Here is a 24039-nt window from a genome sequence, read left to right as displayed (position 1 = left end):
TTGTGGTTAAAAACATTGTACCGTAAAAGGGCTGTTACATGGCCTTTTATCTTTTACACAATTATATGGACTTTATCAAGAATTAATCAACTATATTTTTGGAGCAAAAAATCTACCTTTTTCACTTATTTTGCTAAAAAAAGCAAAGTTATTCAAAGCCTTCGGGAAAGATTTGTTACAACGATTACTGCTTGTGTACAGGTGTCTTATGAAGATTTGCTTCAATGACTACTTGTAGTCATTTCGTTTAAAATTATTCTGTTACACCCTTATGTGTCACGAAGAAATACTGGTATAATAATGAGTGATATATGTAACGTTAGAGTATACGCTTGTGTTACAAATGCTAGCTATGCGAGAAATTGTATCGTGGTAATGAAAGAATTTTTATAGAAAAAATGTATAAAAAGGAGAAAAAGTGAAAAAAGAAATTTGGCAATACATTAAGAGTAACAACAAGGAAGTTGAACTCATGTTAGGGAAAGTGGCCAATCTAAAAAGCATAGGTGAAGGAGGCAATGGTCTTGTTTATAGTGGAGAGCTTTTAGAAAAGGGGATAGCGCTAAAAATTTTGGGAGAATTGAGTCAAGAATCAAAAAAAAATAGGTTTAAAGCGGAATTCTTTAACGTTATGTTGCTCCCGTCAAATAAATTTACTGTACAATATTATGATTATGATGAACTAGTGATTAATGAAGATTCATATCCGGTAATGTTAATGAAAAAATACAATAGTTCTTGTAAAGGTAAGGAGTTTCTGGATTTATCTGATGTAAAAAAATTTGTGGATTTTCTATTAAGTGGAATTTCTTTTCTTCATAATAACGGTATTATTCATAGAGATTTGAAACCAGAAAATATATTAATCGATGAAAATGGGGATTATTGTATCTCTGACTTTGGAATCGCTTACTATGATAAAGATGATTTCCCAGAGTTTCATAAGACCAAAATAGGAGAAAGACTAGCAAACTACGAATTTTCTGCGCCGGAATGCTATAGTGCTAAAGCTGTTGATCCAGACAAGAAAATGGATATCTATTCTTTAGGTCAGTTAATCCAATGGTCTATTTATGGTTCCACTCATAGAGGAACTAATAGAAAAAGATTTTCTGAATGCAAATTAGAAAATCTGGATAAAAACTATCTATCTGCGTTAGACTTTGTAGTAGACAAAGCTATTAGACAAGATTCTGAAGAAAGGTTCAATTCTGTTGAGGACATGAGAGATTGTTTGCTTGAACAAATTGAGCAGAAGAAGGAAATAGATCCTTTCGAAGAAATGATATTATTACAAGAAATGATAACAGATATCTACCCAGAAGATTTTGATACCGTCACATGTATTAGCGATGAAGAGCAAATCGGGTCCATTTTGAAAAATATCAAGTGTGATGTCTTTGGCTATAATAGTTTTTGGTTCACTTACGGTAACGGTAACAATAATATAACTAGATTCGGATATCTAGGTAATAGATGGGTATTAATTAATACTCAAGAACTATTTGTTAAAAATGTGTGGCTCAGTTTAAATTCTAGTTTGTACAATGATTTAATTATACTGGAGGTTGAAGATAACTTAGAGAGTATTGAACCGTTTGTGTATGAGGACAAAGATTTTTTTGCTGGTTATCTAATTAATAATGAGTACATGATACCAGAAAGTGAAACAACGTCAGGTAGATTTAGACATAATGGTGAAGTGATAAAATTGGCCGATGTTAATAAAGATTTCAGAGAAAGATATAATGATAAAAGATACTTTTTTTTAGGAACTGTATGGACTAATGCTTTACAACAGGAAAGTGATATTACCATCGGAAATTTCCAAAATCAGAAGATAAGTTTTAGGAACGTAGAACATTTACAACAAACTATATTTCATAATAGAGCTAAAGCAGTTCGTATACGTTTGTAAGGGTTTAGTATGCAAGGGAAAGCATAAACTCATTGTTTGGAATGGATACTAAAACATTATAGCTATTCGCTTTGTAATAGATTCTTATCAAAAGCACGTCACGCAACTTGAATACGTTTTTGAATACGATCGGCTTCTTTATCAATCTTAACTATTCACCGAAATTTTGTGTATTTTTCCTACAAAGAATTGTAATAACAGTATTTCTCCACTTATCATTGATGACACGACTTCATGGCTGAAATAGAATAACTTGAATCCTCAAAGAACTTCTCTACCTGCTGTTTCGGATACGATATTGGCTACGTTTTCGACGATAGTATCTGCTGATATATACCGTCAGTCTATGGTAATTTGTTAAATGAAATATCTCTATAAAACCTAACTCTTTCCTTTGATTCTCAAAAGAGTCATTGGAAGGTAGTGTGGGGTAGAACCTAGTTATAAGCTAGAATCCTTGATAGATGAGGGTTTTAGCTTTTTTCTCTTTGTGAATAAAAAATGAAAAATTATCTAGAATGAAATATGAGCAACAGTATCAGATTCAGTGTTTCATAAGAAGAGCAACAGTGTTACTTTGTGGATAATACGATAATCATATTGCAATAGCACACATATCTTAATATAATCTAACATCTTTGGTCATAGTACCCAGCTTCTCGAATACAAGTAAGATTGACCACATTCAACGTTTGTATTACCTTGTTTCATGATCACTTTTTTAGAAATGATAGTAGAAATACATGAGATGCTTATTGGCCGTGTCAGATGAGTTTTTACATAATATTGGTGTAGTGAATTTATCTGTACGAAAGTCTATTTGCAGTCAAAAATAGCGACATTAGAACCAATTTATTTGGACTAAAATTTTCTTCTGACGGTACTTTTCAAAATCAGAAATAAAAAATGAATGTTCTTTTTGAAAACGATCGCAAATTGTTTTTAGATATGGGACAATTATTTTACAGGGAAATGGTGAAAGGTTGATACTTTTTATCAAAAAACGATGCAGAACCTTGTGTATAAGGGTCTAAGCAACTCGTCAAGGAACGTTTGGGAATAAGTCGTTGTTGATGTCGTAATGGGATACTGTTGCGTATTAAGTGAGTATTCTTAGTAACAAGAGGAAAGTCAATGTAAAAGCATTGGAATGCAAAGAACGTGTGCAAAGTGTGACCAAATATAAGGTAGCAGACTTGTCGGGACGACAATAGAAAGCTAAGTTGATAAGATTTAGCCCCTCCGTAAAGAAAATGGCAAGGGATTGACATATAATACTGACGGAAGTATCCAAAGAAGTCCCTCGCTGTGAAATGATTAGAAATGATCTATAAGACAAGAAATGCGTGAGAGTAGCAGAAGGCGGAAATAAGATGATTATTTCATAAATATACCGAATGCTCCTGTGAAATTTGTAGGCTGTCATGCCTGACCACATCTCGTAAGGCTGCAATATGCCAGCGGTCGCTCCGACTGGTACGGTATTGCATAATGTGTGACCGAATAACATTGCAATCGCATGGTGTAGAGAGATACTCCGCACAGTTTTTTGATAAAGGGCGTAAGCCTTTTTTTATATAATAATTATCCATTTGTTTCTTAGTAATTTCATTTTACTAAGAAATATTGTATAAATTTCTTAGTAAATACAATTTGCTAAGAAAAGAACGTGAAAGCTTGGATTTCTTTGGATTACAAAAAGTGTTGGCAGAAAATCGATTTCAACCAACACAAAATATTATAGAATCCTAATCCTTGTATTAGAGATATTATTAAGTCTGCGACACAGTACATAGTACAACAAATCACAAAACTATGAGAGGTTCGGATTATTTATTCTATGAAGTAGGAAGCAGAAGTAATCGCATGATTGCGGTGAATATGTCACTACTCAAATAAGCCTGCGAAAAAGAATAAACGGAACCCTTTTCTCCAAAAATATTGGAGAAAAGTAAATGAGAGCGAATGAAAACAATAGATTTATTTGTAGATATTGTAATAGAGAGGTACAGCGATTGACGAATGGTTCTTATCGAAATCATTGCCCATTTTGTTTGTATTCTCTTCATGTAGATCGTATACCAGGGGATCGGAGTAGTGAATACTTTGGTTTAATGAAACCGGTCACTTATAGATATACGTCAAAAAAAGGGGATCAAATCATGCACAAATGTGAAACATGTAGGAAAGAACAATGGAATATTATCGCAGAAAATACTGTTCAAGAAGATGAATTTGTTCAGTGGGTTCACAACATAATTAGATAAAGATCAATAAAATTTCCATCGTTACCATACGTGAAGAAGTACTAGATACGGAGTTAGCGTGATTCAATAAGAACAAAATTTACAGTCAACTAAAAATAGACTAACGAGACTAGGACAGAAGCACTTGACTCCGAAAACTAAGAAGAGAATCACGAAAATTACTTTTCAAATTTTTTATGAATTTCGACTTATTTTCGAAGGAGATGTTTGTAAATCAAGCATTTATTCATACTTAGAAGTTGAGTCAAAAGTATTCCTTGCTTTTGACTCAATTTTATTTAAATGATGGAATATATCAAAAGAAGACTTGATTCAACTTTTAAAATGGAGCAATTTCGCCGTTGAATGTACCTCTAAGAACAACTTTACCTAACATGTGTCCGGATTCGACTTCTTTTGTAGCTGCCCGTAAATTTTTTGCGTTGATGTCATCCGAGTAGACTTTTGTCAAGGTTGTTTTTAGGAGGCCTCTTTCTGCTAGCGAAGCAATCATTGCCAATGCTTCACCTTGTGTTTCGATTTGGTAGTCATGATCAGTTTTAGCAAACATGTACTCCCAATCCAAGCTGACCGATAGATTTTTCCAAGCACTTAAGTTCAGCGGTTCATTGACCCCAACGATCGTGCCAACATGTCCAAACGGTTTGATCAGATGAGTGATTTGTTCTAAATAATGGGTGATATCGAATAAGACGGCGATATAATCAACAGCCTCTACACCTAGTTCCTGCAAGCTTTGTTTTAAATCGTGATGATAATCTAGTGGATGATCTACACCGACTGAAGTGAGCCATTCAAAGTTTTTAGGACTAGAAGTAGCATAGATTTCTAATCCTGCCCATTTAGCTAATTGGTTCAAGATAGAGCCCACACCACCTGCACCATTGATCACTAAGATTTTCTTTCCTTGATTGGCATTTTCCTCTGGAATCAATCCGAATTTATCAAATAGTAGTTCATAGGCCGTTAAGGAGGTAAGGGGAAGGGCCACGGCTTCTTCATCTGATAGATGCTTTGGCGCTAAAGCTGCAATCCGTTCATCAACGAGTTGATATTCTTGATTACTGCCAGAACGTGTTGTAGTACCTGCATAAAAAATTCGATCCCCGATTTTGAACTTAGAAACTTTTTCGCCAATTTTGACGACTTCACCTACGCCATCAAATCCTAGTACTTTTAGCGTATCGCTTTTAGGTGCGGTCTGTCTTAACTTAGTGTCAACAGGGTTGACGGATACCGCTTTGACCTTTACCAGTATATCCCTTGCTTCAGGAATAGGGATTTCTTTTTTTTGATCAATGAAACTTTTAGGGTCATCGATTGGCAAGCCTTCAAAAAAACCAACAGCCTGCATCAATGGATCATTTGACATAAAACTTCCTCCTCTGCTAGTGGACAAAACATCTTCCCTTATTTTGACGTAAAGGAAGTGATATAGAATCAGCTTAGAAGGTCGAAAGATAGGAAAACGAGCATCACTTGGTGGTTGTCTCCTGAATCAATCCGAAAACTAAGCATTATTTCAATAGCACTAGCTTAAATCTTTTCATTTATATTGTAAAACAAAGCATCTTTGATACGTTATATTTCTTCTATAAAAGTTGCGTGCTGTACCAAAAGCATTAGTGATACAAGAAAAAGCGAGTCTGTATTTTGCCGGACATGATTTCTATATAAAGATATAGCGAGAGCAACAACGGTTTAATCGACTAGTTCCTATTGTTTTAACTAAAATAGACAAATGTATCAGCTGATTTCTTATTGAAAAGGGCTGATATTTTTGCCTATAAACATAAGAGACTGTCCACTTTTTTCATGTGACAGAAACTAGAAAATCTATTTTTGACTAAAACTATATTCCACTTTATTCGAATCCATTAGGCGGGTTCCTTGATCATTTACCCAAGTAAATTCTTTTTTATAGTGTTCACTATAGAGATACGTTTTTTTGTTTTCTTTATCGATCTGAGCATAGGCTTTTTTTATTTTCTGATTGTATGTTTGAAATAGCCCAGTTTGTTCAGGGTGTTGATCTTCTTCATTAAAATCATTTGCAAGTAATTTTTCTATTTCTTCTTTTTCACTGTCTGAAGTGGTTAAGGTAGAAGGATCTTGGTTGATATTTTTAGAATAGTTGGATTTCTTTAAAAATATCAAGAGTTCCATTTTCTATGGTATAACCTCCATGATTTTGCAAAGTACCACCATTTGTAACTCGAACGATGACGATGTTTTCTATCTTGTCTTTATCCACAGATGCGCAAGCGCTTAACGAGAAAGTAGCTGGAACTATGCTATATCCTGTAATCATTCTTTCGAATCCTATCCAACAACTCGCTGTTTTTGAATTGCGTTCTTCTTTTTTATAACATTATTTTCTACATGGTAAGCAGATGGTCACGAAAGAATCGAGGAGTGATTTTTCTCGGGAAAGCAAGTGAACAAGGTAAAGAAGAAAGCACATGAAGCCTAGATTTTACCTCGAAAACCAAGGGGAATATGTGATCGATCAGGGACTAAAATAAGTAATTGTATTGTTATAAAAACGGGCTTATAATAAGTTATAAAAAATTTGGGTTTGGGGAATAAGGAGAAAACAGATGAAAAAAACGGTGATGTTTTGTTTAGTATTGTCAACAGTGTTATTGGCTGCATGTCAACAAACAAAAAAAGCGACGGCTCAGTCTTCAAAGGCTGCTGAAAGTAGTATAGCAGTAACAAAAGAATCGAGTAGCAAAGCAAGTTCAAAAAGCAGTACAACAAGCAGTACAACAAGCAGCACAACGACTAATTCAACAAGTAGCACAGATACCAGCTCTAGTACAGCAACAGAAACAACTACGGTTTCAAATCTGTTGTGGAGTGCAGATAAAAGCAATCAATTGGCTAGCCTTATGGCTAGTTGGGGTCAAACCATGGGACAAAGTTACCAAGCCTATGGACCGGGCAATAATGTAAATCTCTATGGATTACAGTTACCTGATGGAGTTTTGAACCATATGAATGGTTGGCAAGCAACGGTTGCCAATACACCAATTTCGTTAACTTGGTCAGAAAATGGAGAAGTACCATCTGGCTACGGATTAGTAGCAGTTTATTCAGATGCGCAAACACAATCTGGACAAAAAACAAGACATGTTTACTTTTTCACCATTGAGGGAGGAACTCCTAAAGTTTTGGTCACCAGTCAAAATCAAGGGAATCCGAACAACTATCTTGAGTTAAGAGAAACAGATAATCAAGAATTGAAAAATGGATTTTCACAAATCGTTACTGGACAATAAGCGTAAGAAGGAATCACTACCTAAAACAAATGAACGAAAATCTTCCTTTATTGCTTTTTGTGGGACGATCCTCGTAGGAATCATTGGGTGTGCTTTTGTTAGAAAAATAAGATAACTATTACTCGAAACTCGAAATGTCTATAAGTAGATGTTTCGAGTTTTTCTATGCTATAGTTGAAAAAAAGCCATAGAAAGGAAAGAATACTATGCAAAAAGCGTTGTTAGTGGTGAACCCAAGTTCCGGAGGAGAGCAAGCAAAAGAATATGAACAACTTGCCCATGAAAAATTAAAAACGATGTTTGATGAAGTGAGTGTTTTGCACACTAAAAAAGCAGGTGATGCGAAAAACTTTGCACGTGAAGCTACGATTGAAGGATATAACAGTGTTTTTGTCATGGGAGGAGATGGTACCGTCAATGAAGGAATCAGCGGTATCGCTGAACAGGAACATCGACCAAATTTTGGTTTTATCCCTTTAGGAACAGTGAATGATTTAGCTCGCGCTTTAGAGATCCCACTAGAACCAGAAGAGGCAATTGAGAATCTTTCAATCGATTCTTTTAAGTCTTTAGACATTGGAAAAATCAACGAAGATTATTTTATGAACGTGGTAGCAATCGGGACGATTCCTGAGGCAATCAATGATGTCGATCCTGAAAAGAAGACAAAGTTAGGTAAACTTGCTTATTTTATTTCTGGGATCAAGCAATTAGCTGGGACACAATCCTATTCTTTCCATTTAACTGTGGATGGTCAGGAAGAAAAAATTGAAAGTAGTACGTTATTGGTTGGTTTGACCAACTCTATTGGTGGTTTTGAAACACTGATTCCCGATGCAAAAGTTGATGATGGCAAGCTCCATCTGATTTATTTAAAAGATTCTTCTCTCCTTGACACGTTGAAAACTTTACCAGATTTATTAAAAGGTGTGGACGAATCAACGGATAACCTAGCATATCAAGCATGTGAAAAAGTCGAAGTTTCTTTGTCAGACAATGCGGAACTAGCCACAAATGTCGATGGGGACGAAGGGGCTAAACTGCCTGTTAAAATCAGTATCTTACCGGCACATTTAACAGTTTATTGTTAAAAAATGACCAAATGAACGAGTGTGGGACAAAACTAAAAATCAGGTTTGCTACAGACTCTCGAATAAACAGCGTCCAAAAGTCAGGTTTTTCGGAAATTTGAAAAAAAAACGAGCAATACAAAAAGCGTATTGTTCGTTTTTCTCTCCAATTTCTCAAACTTAAACGACTTTTGTCTCGACCTCTGTTCATTTGGTTTTATTTTTGAAGGCAAATACTAAAAACAACATCAACCTTCTTTTGATTTTGGCTTTTGAGGGAAAGAACTATGAAAGATTCAGAGTATACCGGTCTTTCTTGGAGATGACATCTTTATTTCATTCGCTCGATCGTACCACACGGTTCTCCATGAAGAAGTGCGCCATTTTGTAAGACCAACTCGCTGATCTGTTCTGCTTCTGTGAAAACAACAATCACGGCAGGATCTTTTTTTGCTTGTATGATCTGATCAAAATCCACTTCAACCAAAGGGGTGTCAATGGTAATCTGTTCGTTTTCGTTTACAAGAATCGTGAAAGGTGCACCTTTCATCTCTACCGTATCAAGACCGATATGGATCAAATAATCGATTCCTGAGTCACTTTTTATACTGATGGCATGTTTTGTTGGGAAAATCGTTGTTACTCGACCAGCCAGTGGTGCATAGATTGTCTGATCCTCTGGAATGACAGCAAAGCCGTCTCCTAGCAATTTTTGTGAAAAAACCGGGTCTTTCACAGCAGAAATTGGAATCACTTTTCCTGAGCAAGGAGCGGTAATCGTTTCTTGTTTTTTCTTTTTGAACATTTTGAACATAACAAGTCCTCCTAATTATCCTTTTCCAAAATTTGATTGATTTCTTGACTGAGTAAATCAGCTTTTCCACCAAAGACAGCTTGGATGCCACCTTTTACCTCGAAAACAGCAGTAGCGCCTAATTGTTGGATCGTTTGTTTATCGACGATTTGACCATCTATGACAGCAACGCGCAAACGAGTGGCACAAGCTTCGACTGTTTCGATGTTTGCTTCACTACCAAGAGCTTTAATGATTGTTAAAGCTTCTTCATGTAGTGACGTATTTTTGTTCAATGGTTGTTCAGAAAGGATATCTGTTTCTTCCGTCATACCAGGGATAGCAACTTTGAACTTTTTGATGAAGAAAGTGAAAACGACAAAGTAAATGACTGCCCAAGCAAGTCCAAAAGGAATTAATTTGATCCAGTTGGTTTTATCATTTCCTTGAAGTACACCAAATAATAAGAAATCGATCAGGCCGCCTGAAAAAGAATTACCTACTCGAATATTTAAGATGTCTGCAAAATAAAAAGATAATCCGTCTAAAAAGGCATGGATAACATATAACCACGGAGCAACAAATAAAAACATATACTCTACAGGCTCAGTGATCCCAGTTAAAAATGAGGTTAATGCACCACTGAAATAAAGTCCACCATTTTTCTTACGATTTTGTTTAGGAATAGCACGATACATTGCGTAGCAAGCTGCAGGGAGACCAAACATCATCGTTGCAAATCTGCCAGCAAAGAAACGAGTACCATAAGTAAATAATCCAGTATGATTTGGGTCAGCTAATTGGGCAAAGAAAATATTTTGTGCGCCGGATACTGAGACACCGGCTACACTCTCTGTACCGCCCAAAGAGGTATACCAAAAGAGTGGGTAGATCGTGTGATGCAGACCAACAGCGCCAGTAAGACGAAGTAAGAAGCCATATAAAAATGTTCCTAGACTGCCCATTTGTGCAATGTGTTCTCCGGCAACCACTAAACCGTTCTGAATGGGGGGCCAAATCAAGTAAAAGAAGGAACCAATAATAATTGCAGCTAAACTAGAAATAATTGGGATAAAACGTGATCCACCAAAGAACCCTAAAAATTGTGGTAATTCGATTTTTCGATAACGATTGTGTAAGAATGCAACGGTTCCGCCAATAACAATAGAACCAACAACTCCAGTATCAAGAGTTGCTCCTTTGGCAGAAAACAATTCAAGAAACCCACTGATCGTCGCAGTATAGACTAAATAAGCGACACCCCCAGCTAAACCAGCAGTTCCTTTATCACCATTTGAAAGTCCGACAGCAACACCAATAGCAAAAATCAATGCTAAATTGGCAAAAACAGCATTTCCTGCGTAGCTCATGATACTTAAAATCGTATGGAGCCATGGTTGGGCTAAAATCGGATAGGCGTTTATGGCGCTTTCATTTGTTAGTGCGCCTCCGAGACCCAAAAGTAATCCGGCAACAGGTAAGATAGCAATCGGCAACATGAATGCACGGCCTAATTGTGAAAATTTCTTAAACATTTTTCTCCTCCTAATTTAATGCATGAATAAAACGTTCAGCAATTTCTTGTGGTCGGGTAATCGCACCACCAACGACGATTCCAGCCACACCTAGTTTTTTGATCTGTCTGGCTTGTTCTGGCGTGTGGATTTTTCCTTCTGCGATGACACGAATTCCTGCTTCGACTAGTTGTTCGATCAATTCGATATCTGGACCATCTTGTTTTTTACTTTCTTCCGTGTAGCCGCTTAACGTTGTCCCGACAAAATCAACTCCAGTTTCCCAAGCATTTTTTCCTTCCTCAAAAGTAGAGATATCTGCCATGAACAGCTGATGAGGATACTTTTCTTTGATCTGAGCAATAAACGCATTGATGGATAACCCGTCATGGCGTTTGCGAAGCGTACAATCCAACGCAATCACTTCTACTCCAGTAGCAACGAGTTCATCTACTTCGCGCATAGTTGCTGTAATGAATGGCGCTTCGGGGGGGTAGTCCCTTTTGATGATGCCGATCATAGGCAAGGAAACTTTTTCTTTGATTTCCAAAATGTCACGAACAGAATTTGCACGGATGCCCACCGCACCAGCTCTTTGTGCAGCTAAGGCAAAATAGGGCATAAGACCTCCTTCCTCTGTATAAAATGGTTCACCAGGTAATGCCTGACAAGACACGATCAGACCACCTGAAATTGCTTCTAAAAATGATTGTTTATCCATTCTCCTAAACACTCCGTTTTTGAATTATTTTTGGATAATGACTCCGAATTAAATATAGCATCCGCTTTCATAACTGTAAAGTAAAAATTGGATAATTTTGGAGTTTTATTTATTCTTTTGGAGTATAATGGAGAAAATAACTTGCTATAAAGGAGTTTGTATGAATTATATTTATCTGATCAAAGAGCATTATCCATTATTGACTAAATCTGAAAAAAAAGTTGCTGATCTAATTCTTACCTCTGGAAAAACAATCATCTACAGTACGATGAGCGATATCAAAGAAAAAACCAAAGTTGGAGATGCAACGATCATCCGGTTTTGCCAAAAATTAGGATTTTCTGGTTTTTCAGATTTGAAAATCGAAATTGCGAAAGAAGATTTTAGTCAAAAAAAAGAACAGCCATCTAGTGGGAAATATTACGATGAAATTGCGAATAATTTAACTGAAGCTCTTCATTCTACGGCTCGTTTACTAAATGAAGAAAAATTAGATGAGGCGATTCAACTAATTAGCGAAGCGAATCATCTCTATATATTTGGGGTAGGGTCTAGTGGAAATACGAGTCTTGACCTAGAAAGTATGTTTTTACGTGTGGGTGTCCAAGCAAAGGCCGTTTTAGATCCGCATTTTCAAGCACAAGTTGCTTCTTTGCTGAAAGAAGGGGATGTAATCGTGGCATTCTCGTTATCTGGAAAAACGAAGGATACGTTCGATTCAGTAGAAATCGCTAAAAAAAATGGCGCAAAAATCTTAGCAATCACCAATTATATTCATTCCCCCATTGGGCAAACAGCAGACCTTGTCTTACAAACAGCCATTGAAGAATTTTTGAATGGTGGATCTTTAGCAGGAAAAATCTCACAACTGTATATTTGCGATTTACTTGTACAGGGATATGAGCAAAAGAATAACATCAATGCAGTCGAGTTACGGGAAAGAGTGCTACGATCCATCTTAGATAAAAGCATTGATTGATAGACTAATACTTCGAATAAAAAGTGATAAAAAAACAATTGCATCTATTATAAATAACTTTTTTTGTTATTTTATAATAAAAAACTAAAAGTTCTTGCATTTTCCTTGGATTTTATATATGATTTTATCAATTTAAGGTCAAGGAAAAGGGGTAAAAAGGAATGTCGAAGTATCAACGAAAAGTCTTATTGTCAACATCAGCAGGAATCGCATTAGAGAATATGGATATTATGTTTTTAGCTTTTTCTTTATCTTCAATGATTGCAACTTTTCATATTAGTGGAACGCAAGCAGGAATGATTGCTACGATCACTAATTTGGGGATGCTCGTTGGAGGTATTTTTTTTGGCCTTATGGCAGATAAATATGGACGAGTGAAGGTGTTTTCTCAAACGGTGCTACTTTTTTCAATCGCCTCGTTATTGATGTTCTTTGCTTCAAACATTTATCTTGTCTATCTTTTTCGATTTATTGCAGGAATTGGGGCAGGAGGAGAATATGGGGCGTGTATGTCTTTGATCTCTGAAAGTTTCTCAAAAAAACAAATCGGACGAGCTTCTTCGATCGCTGGAATCGGTGCACAAGTAGGAGCTGCCTTGGCTGCGATTTTAGCTGCTGTTGTTATTCCTTGGTTGGGTTGGAAAATGTTATACGTTATAGGGGTGCTACCTGTATTGATGGTCTTGGTCATTCGCCGAGGCTTAGAAGAACCAGAGGATTTTCAAAAAACAAGAGCTACTGGTAAAACGACGAAACTAAGTCATCTCTTTGAAACAAAGCACCTTGCATGGCAAACAATCGGCCTAAGCATCATGGTAACAGTACAAATCGCGGGTTATTTTGGCTTGATGAACTGGTTACCATCGATCATGCAAGCACAATTAGGACTATCAGTATCTGGCTCTTCACTATGGATGGTCAGTACGATCGTCGGAATGTCCTTAGGTATGCTGACCTTTGGGATCATCATGGATAAATTAGGGCCAAGAACCGCATTCACTATATTTTTGCTCTGTTCCTCTCTATCAGTATTCTTACTAGTGATGGCACATAGCCAGTGGAGTTTAGTAGCTGCTGCTGTCGTTGTTGGTTACTTTATCAATGGAATGTACGGCGGCTATGGAGCAATCATCAGTAGCCTGTACCCAACTGAGATCCGAGCCACCGCTAATAATTTCATTATGAACTTAGGACGTGCAGTCGGTGGATTTTCTTCCATTGTGATCGGATTTTTGATGGATCACTATAATTTAACAGCTGTTATCATCTTCTTAAGCAGTATTTATTTAGTCAGCTTACTCGTTTTGATGACTATCACGGGAGTGAAAGAATTAAAGTTGAGTTTGCAAGAATAGAGACAATTGAAAGATGTTTTGCTTCATTCCGCCGAAGCAATCTTCCAAATACCATTCCTCCGTTTTTAGAGATATTAGAAGAGGTTGGGACAGAAGTGTTTAACTCCGAGAAATAAGAAGAAATTCACGAAAATTGCTTTTCAAATTTTTGTGAATTTCGGCTTATTTAAGAAGGAGTTGCTTCTGCTCCCACCGTTTATTCGTTTTTAAAGACTGGGACAAAAGTGTTTCTTACTTTTGTCCCAGTCTCGTTCTTTGATAGTTAGCTATTCAGCTATTTTTTCTTTTAATGAAGAAGTCTTTCTTGTAATGTGTAACAATTGAAAAACTAAGAATACTGCTAACAGTACGATGATCGCACCAAAAATTGGTGTATAAGTGACGCCCATTGATTTTGTTACTTGTGCACCAACAAATGAACCAAATGCAATACCAATATTAAACGCTGAGATATTGAATGCTGAGGCTAAAGTAATATCTTTAGGAGTGTATTCTTCAGCTAGCTGAACGACATAGAGTTGTAGCCCAGGAACATTCATAAATGAAAACAATCCTAAGACCAAAGTAGCAAGAGTTGCCAAAATCAATTGATCACTCAAGATCGCTACAAATAAAAAGACAAGGGAGAGAGAAAGAAGTCCGAACATCAGGCTAAGTGATTTCAGCGGCTGTTGATTTGAAAAATGACCACCTATTGTATTTCCTATAGCAACCATGATGCCGTAAACTACTAGTAAAAGTACTACAGCATGGGCAGAGTACCCAATTTTATCTTCTAAAATCGGTCCCTCAAAAAGAAGTACCTACTTTTTGGTACGATAGTTACTTTTTAGTAATAATTGTTGATAGAGGCATTTCTAACGGATAATTTAATGAGTGTTTTCTAATTTTTTGTTTATAAAATGCACGTATTTTATATTTTTGAACATTTTTACTTTTCAAATAAGCAATAGGGTGCTACTATTTGATGCGTATCTTTTAAAAGGAGAAAAAACATGGAAAAAATCTATCATATCGGCGTTGAAGCAACATTAGAAGTAATCGGTGGGAAATGGAAACCCATTATTCTATGCCATTTAGGGAATGGTCCAATACGAACAGGTGAATTGAAAAGACAAATACCAACGATCACTCAGAAAATGTTGACACAACAATTACGAGAGTTAGAGGAAGATCGTATCGTTGATCGAAAGGTCTACAATCAAGTACCTCCTAAAGTAGAATATTCATTAACAGAAGAAGGAAAATCATTACGGGAAATCTTAGTTGCAATGTCTGTTTGGGGAGAAGAACGGATTGAACGGCAACAAGAAGCGGGAAACGAAGTGACCTTGTTACATACACATGGTGGTTATTTGAATTATTAACGATTCTTTTAGTCAATGAAACTAAAAATTTCAATTTAATGAAAATGTTAAAAATAAATTTGCTCTTTTTTTCTTCATAAACATGGTATGATAAATAGTGACCATATTAGAAAAAGGTGAATGATAGATGAACAGTATGGATAAAGTAAATCAATTCAGAGATGAGCGGGATTGGCGGCAATTCCATAATGAAAAAGACTTGGCTATTTCTATTTCTTTGGAGGCTTCTGAATTGCTTGAACTGTTTCAATGGAAACGGCCAGAAGAAGTAACAGCGAACAATCTGGAACGGATAAAAGAAGAACTAGCAGATGTCTTGATTTATTCTTATATGCTGGCAGATAATTTAAATCTTGATCTTGATGAGATCATCGAAGAAAAGTTGAAGAAAAATCGTTTGAAATATCCGTTAGAAAAAAGTAAAGGTCAACGAACAAAATATGCGGAACTGTAGGGCAGAAAAAGAGGTGTGGTAGTGAAAAAAGAAGGAAAAGTAAAGAAATGGCTGATCAATATTCTTCTATTCTTATTGTTACTGATTGGATTGGCGCTGATTTTTAATGAACAAATCAAAGATTTTTTTGTTAAAAACACAGGAGATCAATATGCGATTGCAAACGTGACGAAAGAAGATATCAATAAAAATAAGGAAAAAGACGCAAGTTTTGATTTTGATGCTGTCGAATCCATGAGTATAGAAAGTGTGTTGAAGGCACAGTTGAACCATACAGAGCTACCAGTTATTGGAAGTATCGCCGTACCATCTGTCTCAATCAATATCCCTATCTTCAAAGGATTGGATAATGCCAATCTGCTTTATGGTGCTGGTACCTTGTCACCTGATCAGCAGATGGGTAAGGGCAATTATGCTTTAGCTAGCCATCGTGCAAACAATCCAGAATTACTTTTTACTCCCTTAGAGAATTTAACATTAGGCGATAAAATCTATTTAGTCGATTTGGACAATGTGTATACGTACAAAGCGACGTTCAAGCAAAAAGTCGCTCCAACAGACACACAATTACTGAACGTTCAAGAAGGAAAGGAACTTGTTACCTTGATTACTTGTGGAGATATGAACGCAGTGACGCGCTTAGTTGTTCAAGGCGAATTGGAAAAAATCACTCCAATGAAAGAAGCCACACAGGAAATGAAAAAAGCCTTCGATATGCCAACACGAACCTTTTGATCCAAGTAGTTCTTTATGAAAATGACAGACACTCTTGCTTGAATATAGTAAGGGTGTTTTTTTCTATTGAAAGAAAAAATAAAAAACGCTATGAAAGGGGTTGCAAAGTTAAGAAAAGGATGTTATGCTTATTTTATATAAGAAATGGATTGTTACTGTGCGGCAGGCAAAACCAGAATTCAGCTCGTTGTTAGGCGGATTCTAGGTTTTTTTATTTTTTTCGAGAGGGCGAAGCAGAATGGTCATTGAAAAAGTATTGAATAATAATGTCGTCGTTTCTAAAAATGAATTGGGTGAAGAGATCATTTGCATGGGAAAAGGCATCGCTTTTCAAAAAAAGCCAGGCGACCATATCTCAAATAATGACGTTCAAAAAGAATTCATTTTAAAGGATTCTTTTGCTACCCACCAGTTCCAACAATTGATGGCGGATGTGCCGCTGGAGGAAGTCGAACTAGTGAAATCCATTGTTGATTTTGCCGAAGAAAAATTGCAAGTTTCGTTTTCTCCTAATATTTATCTGACGTTGACGGATCATATCCATTATGCAATCAGTCGTGCAAAAGAAAAGATTGAGTTACCTAATCCATTATTATTTGAAACTAAAAAATTCTATCCTAAAGAATATCAAACAGCAATAGCTGTTCTTCAACTGATTGAACAAAAAATAGGCATTTCACTACCGATGGATGAAGCTGGTTTCATTACGTTTCATTTTGTCAATAGTCAGCAAAGTAATGGAGATATGCAAGTGACGATGACAGCTACAACGATGGTTCGAGATGTAGTAAGTATCATCAGTAAATTTTTTGGGATCGTATTCGATGAAGATTCGTTGAATTACCAACGACTCATCACACACCTTCAATTTTTTGCGCAGCGATATCTAAAAGGAGAAAGCTCAGGCGAACAAGATGAATTTCTTTATGCCTTGGTTCAAGGCAAGTATCCAAAAGCATTTCGCTGTTCTGAACGGATCAATGAGTACCTTGTCCAGACGCAAAAAGAACCAATGGGTGTAGCAGAACAAATTTATCTTACGATCCATATCCAACGTGTAGTAACTGAAAAACAAAGTACCCAATCTTAAGGATTGTTACTGGTAAAGTAGGCAAAACCTAGATTGAAAAAATAAGGACACGTGATTTCGCGTGACCGTTTTTTCAATCTAGGTTTTTTATTTTATAAAAAATAAATGGAAAGAAGGAAATGAAATGGATAATCAAGCAGTTGGTAAAAGAGTTTGGGAGGCAGTCGGCGGTAAAAACAATGTGAACAGTTTAGTGCACTGTGCGACTCGATTGCGTTTTAAATTGAAAGATGAATCTCTTGCGAAGACACAAGAACTAAAAAATGATCCTGATGTGATCCAAGTTGTTCAAAGTGGTGGCCAGTATCAAGTGGTGATCGGCAGCAATGTAGCGGATGTGTACCAGTCCATTGTAGATGAGCAAGGCCTAGCGGATCATACGGATACAGAAGAAAAATCAAAGAATCCATTAAATCGTTTCATTGATATCATTTCGAGTATCTTTACTCCCTTTTTAGGAGCAATGGCTGCAGCTGGTATTTTGAAAGGGTTCCTATCTTTAGCAATCGTATTAGGTTGGCTGATCGTTGATACAGGTGCTTATCAAATCCTATATGCAGCAGCAGACGGTGTTTTTACCTTTTTACCAGTAATGTTAGCATTTACCGCAGCAAAAAAATTTAAGGCCAATCAATTTCTATCCGTGGCGATCGCGATGGCTCTGGTTTATCCAGCCATCACTGAACTTGCAGGAGCCGGTGGCGCTGTTGACTTCTTTAGCTTACCAGTCATTCTTTCACCATCTGGCTATACATCTTCTGTGATCCCGATCATTTTGGCTGTATGGGTCCAAAGTAAATTTGAACCACTAGTGAAAAAGGTAATTCCACAATTTTTACAAATGATCTTTGTTCCGATGATCGTGTTGTTAGTAATGGTTCCACTCACATTCCTTGTTTTAGGACCAATCGGGACGGTTATCGGTAATGGCCTAGGTAGTCTTTTCAATTCCATCTATGGCTTTAGTCCATTAGTCGCAGGCTTTATCATGGGAGCGTTATGGCAAGTATTCGTGATGTTTGGTATGCACTGGGGATTTGTGCCGATCATGTTCTTGAATATCGAACAATATGGCTTTGATGTATTGATGCCAATGCTTTTACCAGCTATTTTAGCACAAGGAGGAGCAGCTTTAGCTGTAGCTGTACGCACAAAGGATGCAAAACTTCGTTCATTAGGAATCTCTTCTATGATCACTTCGCTGTTCGGAATTACTGAACCAACGGTCTATGGAGTAACACTACCACTGAAAAAACCATTTATCGTTGCGTGTCTTTCAGGAGGAATCGGAGGAGCAATGATCGGATTTGCAGGCGTCAAAGCTTTTTCTAGCGGATTAGTTAGTTTATTGACGATCCCAACATTTATTAGTACAAATGAAGCAGTCGAGTCTAGTGTGATGATGGCAGTGATTGCAACAGCAGTATCATTTATCTTAGCATTTGTAGGTACATTGATTATTGGTTTTGATGAATCTGCACAAGACGAAAATCTAGAAGGAAACAAGCAAACGACAGCTGGGGACTCCATTGGAACAGCTCGTCATAATCTAAAAAGTCCATTGAGCGGCAAAGTCTTATCTCTAGGTGAAGTACCAGATAAAGTCTTTTCTTCTGGAGCGATGGGTAAAGGGATTGCGATCGAACCAGAAAATGGTGAATTGCTTGCTCCGGCAGATGGGGAGATCACGACGATTTTTCCAACAGGTCATGCAGTAGGGATCACTACCACCGATGGTATCGAGTTATTGATGCATATCGGAATGGATACAGTCGAACTTGAAGGCAAAGGCTTTGAAGTATTTGTGAAACAAGGAGATACTGTTCATACAGGTGATTTACTTGTCCGTTTCGACATCGATACGATCAAAAAGGCGGGCTATAGTGTGATTACGCCAATCGTTGTAACGAATACAGATCATTTTGCCGATGTTTTAGAGCTTAATCAAGAAGAAATCATTGCTAGTGAAGATTTTCTAGCGATTGTAAAATAAGGAGGAAGTAAGGATGACAACACGTTTTTCAAAAGATTTTTTATGGGGCGGCGCAACAGCTGCTAATCAACTAGAAGGCGCCTACGACCGTGATGGCAAGGGATTATCTGTGGCAGATGCAATGCCTGGTGGGAAAAAACGCTTTGAGATTATCGGTAGCGAAACATTTGACTGGATGATCGATCCAAAAAACTATAACTATCCGAATCATCAAGGTATCGATCATTATGATCGTTTTAAAGAAGATATCGCGTTATTCGCTGAAATGGGTTTTAAATGTTACCGTTTCTCGATTGCTTGGACACGAATCTTTCCTCAAGGGGATGAATCAGTGCCGAATGAAGCCGGTCTTACTTTTTATGAGCAAGTAATTGATGAATGTTTAAGCTATGGGATCGAACCAGTAATCACGATTTCCCATTATGAAATGCCTCTAAATCTAGCTAAAGCATATGGGGGTTGGAAGAACCACCAATTGATCGACTTTTATGAACGATTTGCCAGAACAGTTCTTGAACGTTTCAGTAGTAAGGTGAAATATTGGATGACCTTCAATGAAATCAATTCAGCGTTCCATTTTCCGGCATTGAGCCAAGGATTGGTAAAAAGCAATGGTGCGGGTGAGTATCAAAATATCTTCCAAGCATGGCACAATCAATTTGTAGCAAGTAGTAAAGCAGTAAAAATCGCCCATGAACTACGTCCAGATATCCAAGTAGGTTGTATGATCATCTACGCAACTACGTATAGCATTGACGCAAATCCAATCAATCAGGTCGCAACATTGATCCAAAACCAAGAATTCAATTTCTTTTGTACAGATGTACAAGTCAGAGGCGAGTATCCATCCTACACGAAGCGTACCTATGAAAAATATGGTGTAGATAGTCAAAAATTAGAACAGACAAAAGAAGATTTTGACTTATTAAAAGCTTATCCAGTGGACTATATCGGGTTTAGCTACTATATGTCGACAGCAATCAATGAAACCGATCCAACAGCGTCAACATCAGTAGGTAACCTACTCGGTGGTGTGAAAAATCCATTTTTAGAAGCTAGTGAGTGGGGCTGGCAGATTGATCCGGAAGGGTTGCGAATTGCTTTAAACGAATTGTACTCTCGTTATGAGAAGCCATTGTTCATCGTGGAAAATGGACTAGGTGCGATCGACAAAGTCGAAGAAGATGGAAGTATCCATGATGATTATCGAATCGACTATCTACGTCGCCATATCGAAGCAATGGGTGAAGCAGTAGCGGATGGTGTTGAACTTATGGGATATACGCCTTGGGGCTGTATTGATCTGGTCAGTGCTTCAACGGGTGAAATGAGTAAACGTTATGGCTTTATCTATGTGGATTTAGACGATGAAGGCAAGGGAACTTTGGACCGTTCAAAGAAAAAGTCATTTGATTGGTACAAAGAAGTTATCGCCTCAAATGGGGAAAAGCTGTAGAAGGAGCATGGGACAAAAGTAAGAAACACTTTTGTCTCATTCTTTAAAAACGAATAAACGGTGGGAGCAGAAGCAACTCCTTCTTAAATAAGCCGAAATTCACAAAAAAATTGAAAAGCAATTTTCGTTAATTTCTTCTTATTTCTCGGAGCTAAACACTTCTGTTCCAGCCTCGATTCGTTCTGATACGTAAAATGGAAGTTCCAAAAACTACTCTCTTTGTTTAAAACAAGTTTGCTTTATTCAAAAAAGTAGATAATCAAATGATGTGAGTAAAAAGAGGCCGAGATAAAAGTCGTTTAGGTTTGAGAAATTGGAGAGAAAAACGAGTAATACGCTTTTTGTATTGATCATTTTTCTCGAAATTTCCGAAAAAACTGGCTTTTGGCCACCGTTTATTCGGATTTAGAGTCTGTGGCAAAACTGATTTTTAGTTTTGTCCCACACTTTTTTTTATTTTTCATCCTTTACTATTGCTAAGGTAAAACCATGCTTTTCATAACCTTGATAAACGGTATTCAAAGAGCTGATCTTCGGCACTAAGTCAAAAAATTTCAAAACAAAAGAGCTGTTTCGAAATTTTCATCCTTACTGCTCAGATCAAAACGCTCTTTTCATAACCTTGATTCTCTTTTATATTCTTTTTTTATTTTATCTATGCTATTCTTTTAGTAACAGTAAAACGAAAGGTGACGCCATGAAAAGAACCCGTATATTATATTTAGAAGTTGCAGATAAGATTAAAGAGGATATTTTTTCAGGGAAATATCCAGTTGGCACGATGCTGCCTACTGAAAATGAGCTAGAGGAATTGTTTCAAGTGAGCAAAATAACTGTTCGTAAGGCAATTGAATTACTAGCGACAGACGAGTATGTTGAAAAGAAGAGTGGTAGAGGAACTACGGTCCTAAGTAATCGTCCGTATAATCGATTATCAAAAGCAGCAAGTTTTACGCAAATTCTCGAAAATTCACAATATGAAGTTCGAAAAGAAACGCTAGAATTAAAAAAAGTTGATTTAAAAAAAGATGATCCATTGTATGGTTACTTTGGCTCGTATGCTACCCGATTTAAGCGCTTATATTATTTGAATGATGAGCCCTATATTTACTTTATCCATTATTTGCCGAGTGAGATGATCAGAGTGAGACGCAAGGAATTTGATGAAGAATCCCTTTATCGATTGCTGACTCAAAAAGGAGAATACATCGATGTATTTTCAGATGATTTTTCTGCTATTTTTCTCAGCGAGAAAGAGCAAGAAATCTTAAAGACATCTGCACAAATTGGCATAAAGAGAATTCGTCGATCATCCAATCAACAAGGAGAAATCCTTGAATATTCAGAAGCAATCTATCATACAGATTTACATCCGTATCATATTGACTATGAAACATAATATCTGGCAATAAATACTTTGCTTAATAAGTGGACAGATCTGAGTAGTATTTCTTATCTCTCAGGAAAGTTCACTTGTTAGGCAGGGATATTTATTTCACTATAAGAAAATAATCTGGATAAACATCTAAGTGAAGGACTAGCTGGGTGGCCCATTTTGCAGGTGATGGGGCAGGAAGGCTATAGTCTAGTATCAACTTCTTTTTTTAAACATTATGAAAAACGTTTACATTTGAAGGCAGTTATGCTACTATCAATGCGTAAACATTATAATGTTATATAAGGAGAGAACGCACATGGATAAATTTGTAGGGATCATCGAGCGAAGAATCATGCCGATTGCCAATCGTATCGGCACTCAGCGACACATGACAGCAATTAGAAAAGGGATTATTGCCACTATGCCGCTAACGATCGTCGGTTCGTTTTTCACTATTCTACTGAACATACCCATCGAATCAGTGGCATCAGCCATTGAACCGTATCGTGAAATATTGGATATTCCTTTTCGTTATACAGTAGGAATCCTTGCATTGTATGCTACATTTGGCATTGCATCATCATTAGCCAAAAGTTATAAACTGGATTCTTTGACTGCAGGTATTTTAGCTTTGATGTCCTTTCTGATTGTAGCAGCACCACCGCTTCGAGTAGTCGAAGATTTGGAAGGGATTACTGCTGGCCGTTATATCAATATTGCGAATTTAGGTTCTGGATCATTATTTGGCGCTATCGTTACAGCAATTGTTTCTGTTGAAATCTATCGTTTTTTTATTGAGAAAAAAATTACAATCAAAATGCCTGATGGTGTACCACCAGAAGTGACGAATTCTTTTGTAGCATTGATTCCAGGTGCAGTTATCTTGATTTTTTTCTGGGTAGTGCGTCATATGTTGGGATTTGATTTAAACGGATTCCTAAGCCAATTATTGATGCCTCTAAAAGGTGTACTAGCTGGTAATAGCTTGTTTGGCGGCTTGTTGACTGTCTTTTTGATTTGTTTCTTTTGGGTTCTTGGGATTCACGGTCCTGCAATCATGGGACCAGTCATTCGACCATTTTGGGATATCTCGATTGCCGAAAATATCGATGCATTCAATGCTGGAACAAATGCCCAGAACATGCCCAATATTTTTACAGAGCAGTTCTTGCAATGGTTTGTCTGGATCGGAGGAGCTGGGACAACGCTAGCTTTAGTTGTACTATTTATGTTTTCTAAATCAAAATATCTGAAAAGTTTAGGGCGATTATCTATTTTACCTGGCCTTTTCAATATCAATGAGCCAATGATTTTTGGTGCACCGATTGTCATGAATCCTGTCTTAGGTATTCCTTTTATTGTTACTCCATTAGTGACAACCACCTTGTCTTATGTATTGACGGTAAGTGGAGTCGTACCGATGATGGTGGCACGATTACCTTTTGCGATGCCTGCACCGATTGCCGCATGGATGAGTACCAATTGGAGTGTGGCAGCAGGAGTTCTTGTTGTCGTGAATTTCTTGATCACTCTGGCAATTTATTATCCATTTTTCAAAGTGTTTGAAAAACAACAGTTGGCTCGTGAAGCAGAAGAACTAGCTAAGGAAGAAGCGGCTAAAATGATGGACGGCATCACACAGTAGCAAGCATAGTAAGTAAAGAA

The 24039-nt window shown here is 37.0% G+C and carries 20 protein-coding genes and 1 pseudogene; 15 read left to right on the top strand and 6 right to left on the bottom strand.

Features of this window, described 5'->3' with window-relative positions:
• From DVW83_RS15435 to DVW83_RS05305, 3 genes are all read left to right on the top strand, one after another.
• Nucleotides 1–228: hypothetical protein (locus DVW83_RS15435; RefSeq protein WP_238699364.1), on the top strand; the 228-nt coding region annotated here is incomplete at its 5' end.
• A gap of 190 nt (nucleotides 229–418) precedes the next feature.
• A complete protein-coding gene (locus DVW83_RS05310) occupies nucleotides 419–1918 on the top strand; it encodes a protein kinase domain-containing protein (protein WP_123862344.1) in 1500 nt (499 codons plus the stop codon).
• A 1955-nt stretch (nucleotides 1919–3873) separates the two neighbouring features.
• A complete protein-coding gene (locus DVW83_RS05305; RefSeq protein ID WP_104660651.1) occupies nucleotides 3874–4185 on the top strand; it encodes an RNHCP domain-containing protein in 312 nt (103 codons plus the stop codon).
• Between the two features lie 319 nt (nucleotides 4186–4504).
• On the opposite strand, the gene DVW83_RS05300 is transcribed toward DVW83_RS05305, so the two are convergent.
• Complete coding sequence (locus tag DVW83_RS05300) at nucleotides 4505–5557, bottom strand: zinc-binding alcohol dehydrogenase family protein (protein ID WP_104660650.1); 1053 nt, start codon at nucleotides 5555–5557, stop codon at nucleotides 4505–4507.
• Between the two features lie 464 nt (nucleotides 5558–6021).
• Entirely contained in the window at nucleotides 6022–6351 is a 330-nt protein-coding gene (locus DVW83_RS05295) for a hypothetical protein (RefSeq protein WP_238699362.1), read from the bottom strand.
• 434 nt (nucleotides 6352–6785) lie between these two features.
• Between DVW83_RS05295 and DVW83_RS05290 the strand changes: the two genes are divergently transcribed.
• Together DVW83_RS05290 and DVW83_RS05285 are read left to right on the top strand one after the other, a co-directional pair.
• Nucleotides 6786–7469, top strand: a complete 684-nt coding sequence (locus tag DVW83_RS05290) for a DUF4767 domain-containing protein (protein ID WP_104660649.1) — start codon at nucleotides 6786–6788, stop codon at nucleotides 7467–7469.
• Nucleotides 7470–7675: 206 nt separating this feature from the next.
• Nucleotides 7676–8560 carry a diacylglycerol/lipid kinase family protein gene (locus tag DVW83_RS05285; protein WP_104660648.1) on the top strand — a complete coding sequence of 295 codons (885 nt, stop codon included), beginning with the start codon at nucleotides 7676–7678 and terminating at the stop codon, nucleotides 8558–8560.
• A 310-nt stretch (nucleotides 8561–8870) separates the two neighbouring features.
• On the opposite strand, the gene DVW83_RS05280 is transcribed toward DVW83_RS05285, so the two are convergent.
• Genes DVW83_RS05280 through DVW83_RS05270 form a run of 3 tightly spaced genes read right to left on the bottom strand, consistent with a single transcriptional unit; the run spans nucleotide 8871 to nucleotide 11567 of the window.
• The gene (locus DVW83_RS05280; RefSeq protein ID WP_123862341.1) at nucleotides 8871–9353 is read right to left on the bottom strand and encodes a PTS sugar transporter subunit IIA; all 483 of its coding nucleotides are present in this window, start codon (nucleotides 9351–9353) and stop codon (nucleotides 8871–8873) included.
• An 11-nt stretch (nucleotides 9354–9364) separates the two neighbouring features.
• Nucleotides 9365–10867, bottom strand: a complete 1503-nt coding sequence (locus DVW83_RS05275) for a PTS transporter subunit EIIC (RefSeq protein ID WP_104660646.1) — start codon at nucleotides 10865–10867, stop codon at nucleotides 9365–9367.
• Between the two features lie 10 nt (nucleotides 10868–10877).
• The gene (locus tag DVW83_RS05270) at nucleotides 10878–11567 is read right to left on the bottom strand and encodes an N-acetylmannosamine-6-phosphate 2-epimerase (protein ID WP_104660645.1); all 690 of its coding nucleotides are present in this window, start codon (nucleotides 11565–11567) and stop codon (nucleotides 10878–10880) included.
• A gap of 160 nt (nucleotides 11568–11727) precedes the next feature.
• On the opposite strand from DVW83_RS05270, the gene DVW83_RS05265 reads away from it, so the two are divergent.
• Both DVW83_RS05265 and DVW83_RS05260 read left to right on the top strand, forming a co-directional pair.
• Nucleotides 11728–12546 (top strand): MurR/RpiR family transcriptional regulator, encoded by an 819-nt coding sequence (locus DVW83_RS05265; protein ID WP_016177002.1) that lies wholly within the window; start codon nucleotides 11728–11730, stop codon nucleotides 12544–12546.
• A gap of 161 nt (nucleotides 12547–12707) precedes the next feature.
• On the top strand, nucleotides 12708–13901 hold the full coding sequence (locus DVW83_RS05260; RefSeq protein WP_104660644.1) for an MFS transporter: 1194 nt from the start codon (nucleotides 12708–12710) through the stop codon (nucleotides 13899–13901).
• Nucleotides 13902–14167: 266 nt separating this feature from the next.
• Here the strand turns inward: DVW83_RS05260 and DVW83_RS05255 are convergent.
• Nucleotides 14168–14686, bottom strand: a pseudogene (locus tag DVW83_RS05255) (MFS transporter); the annotation flags it as partial.
• 210 nt (nucleotides 14687–14896) lie between these two features.
• Between DVW83_RS05255 and DVW83_RS05250 the strand changes: the two are divergent.
• From DVW83_RS05250 to DVW83_RS05215, 8 genes are all read left to right on the top strand, one after another.
• Nucleotides 14897–15268 (top strand): winged helix-turn-helix transcriptional regulator, encoded by a 372-nt coding sequence (locus tag DVW83_RS05250; RefSeq protein ID WP_016177004.1) that lies wholly within the window; start codon nucleotides 14897–14899, stop codon nucleotides 15266–15268.
• 127 nt (nucleotides 15269–15395) lie between these two features.
• Complete coding sequence (locus DVW83_RS05245; RefSeq protein WP_123862337.1) at nucleotides 15396–15722, top strand: nucleotide pyrophosphohydrolase; 327 nt, start codon at nucleotides 15396–15398, stop codon at nucleotides 15720–15722.
• 21 nt (nucleotides 15723–15743) lie between these two features.
• Nucleotides 15744–16457, top strand: coding sequence for a class A sortase (locus DVW83_RS05240; RefSeq protein ID WP_104661770.1), 714 nt, complete (start codon nucleotides 15744–15746; stop codon nucleotides 16455–16457).
• Between the two features lie 238 nt (nucleotides 16458–16695).
• Nucleotides 16696–17547 carry a BglG family transcription antiterminator LicT gene (gene licT / locus DVW83_RS05235; protein WP_104661769.1) on the top strand — a complete coding sequence of 284 codons (852 nt, stop codon included), beginning with the start codon at nucleotides 16696–16698 and terminating at the stop codon, nucleotides 17545–17547.
• A gap of 124 nt (nucleotides 17548–17671) precedes the next feature.
• Entirely contained in the window at nucleotides 17672–19540 is a 1869-nt protein-coding gene (locus DVW83_RS05230; RefSeq protein ID WP_104661768.1) for a beta-glucoside-specific PTS transporter subunit IIABC, read from the top strand.
• A gap of 13 nt (nucleotides 19541–19553) precedes the next feature.
• Nucleotides 19554–20996 (top strand): glycoside hydrolase family 1 protein, encoded by a 1443-nt coding sequence (locus DVW83_RS05225; RefSeq protein ID WP_137239098.1) that lies wholly within the window; start codon nucleotides 19554–19556, stop codon nucleotides 20994–20996.
• 697 nt (nucleotides 20997–21693) lie between these two features.
• Nucleotides 21694–22395 (top strand): GntR family transcriptional regulator, encoded by a 702-nt coding sequence (locus DVW83_RS05220; RefSeq protein WP_104661871.1) that lies wholly within the window; start codon nucleotides 21694–21696, stop codon nucleotides 22393–22395.
• Nucleotides 22396–22690: 295 nt separating this feature from the next.
• On the top strand, nucleotides 22691–24019 hold the full coding sequence (locus DVW83_RS05215) for a PTS sugar transporter subunit IIC (protein ID WP_104661870.1): 1329 nt from the start codon (nucleotides 22691–22693) through the stop codon (nucleotides 24017–24019).
• Nucleotides 24020–24039: the final 20 nt, after the last annotated feature.

It is taken from the genome of Enterococcus sp. VV15 (assembly GCF_005236045.1).
Lineage (GTDB): Bacteria > Bacillota > Bacilli > Lactobacillales > Enterococcaceae > Enterococcus_B > Enterococcus_B durans.
The sequence above is the reverse complement of the archived record's forward strand: the minus strand, read 5'-3'. Positions and strand labels throughout refer to the sequence as shown.

What these genes read in the sequence shown, in the direction of transcription:
- DVW83_RS05305 (WP_104660651.1), top strand. Translation starts at nt 3,874, where the DNA reads ATGAGAGCGAATGAAAACAATAGATTTATTTGTAGATATTGTAATAGA.
- DVW83_RS05300 (WP_104660650.1), bottom strand. Translation starts at nt 5,557, where the DNA reads ATGTCAAATGATCCATTGATGCAGGCTGTTGGTTTTTTTGAAGGCTTG.
- DVW83_RS05295 (WP_238699362.1), bottom strand. Translation starts at nt 6,351, where the DNA reads ATGGAACTCTTGATATTTTTAAAGAAATCCAACTATTCTAAAAATATC.
- DVW83_RS05290 (WP_104660649.1), top strand. Translation starts at nt 6,786, where the DNA reads ATGAAAAAAACGGTGATGTTTTGTTTAGTATTGTCAACAGTGTTATTG.
- DVW83_RS05285 (WP_104660648.1), top strand. Translation starts at nt 7,676, where the DNA reads ATGCAAAAAGCGTTGTTAGTGGTGAACCCAAGTTCCGGAGGAGAGCAA.
- DVW83_RS05280 (WP_123862341.1), bottom strand. Translation starts at nt 9,353, where the DNA reads ATGTTCAAAATGTTCAAAAAGAAAAAACAAGAAACGATTACCGCTCCT.
- DVW83_RS05275 (WP_104660646.1), bottom strand. Translation starts at nt 10,867, where the DNA reads ATGTTTAAGAAATTTTCACAATTAGGCCGTGCATTCATGTTGCCGATT.
- DVW83_RS05270 (WP_104660645.1), bottom strand. Translation starts at nt 11,567, where the DNA reads ATGGATAAACAATCATTTTTAGAAGCAATTTCAGGTGGTCTGATCGTG.
- DVW83_RS05265 (WP_016177002.1), top strand. Translation starts at nt 11,728, where the DNA reads ATGAATTATATTTATCTGATCAAAGAGCATTATCCATTATTGACTAAA.
- DVW83_RS05260 (WP_104660644.1), top strand. Translation starts at nt 12,708, where the DNA reads ATGTCGAAGTATCAACGAAAAGTCTTATTGTCAACATCAGCAGGAATC.
- DVW83_RS05250 (WP_016177004.1), top strand. Translation starts at nt 14,897, where the DNA reads ATGGAAAAAATCTATCATATCGGCGTTGAAGCAACATTAGAAGTAATC.
- DVW83_RS05245 (WP_123862337.1), top strand. Translation starts at nt 15,396, where the DNA reads ATGAACAGTATGGATAAAGTAAATCAATTCAGAGATGAGCGGGATTGG.
- licT (WP_104661769.1), top strand. Translation starts at nt 16,696, where the DNA reads ATGGTCATTGAAAAAGTATTGAATAATAATGTCGTCGTTTCTAAAAAT.
- DVW83_RS05230 (WP_104661768.1), top strand. Translation starts at nt 17,672, where the DNA reads ATGGATAATCAAGCAGTTGGTAAAAGAGTTTGGGAGGCAGTCGGCGGT.
- DVW83_RS05225 (WP_137239098.1), top strand. Translation starts at nt 19,554, where the DNA reads ATGACAACACGTTTTTCAAAAGATTTTTTATGGGGCGGCGCAACAGCT.
- DVW83_RS05220 (WP_104661871.1), top strand. Translation starts at nt 21,694, where the DNA reads ATGAAAAGAACCCGTATATTATATTTAGAAGTTGCAGATAAGATTAAA.
- DVW83_RS05215 (WP_104661870.1), top strand. Translation starts at nt 22,691, where the DNA reads ATGGATAAATTTGTAGGGATCATCGAGCGAAGAATCATGCCGATTGCC.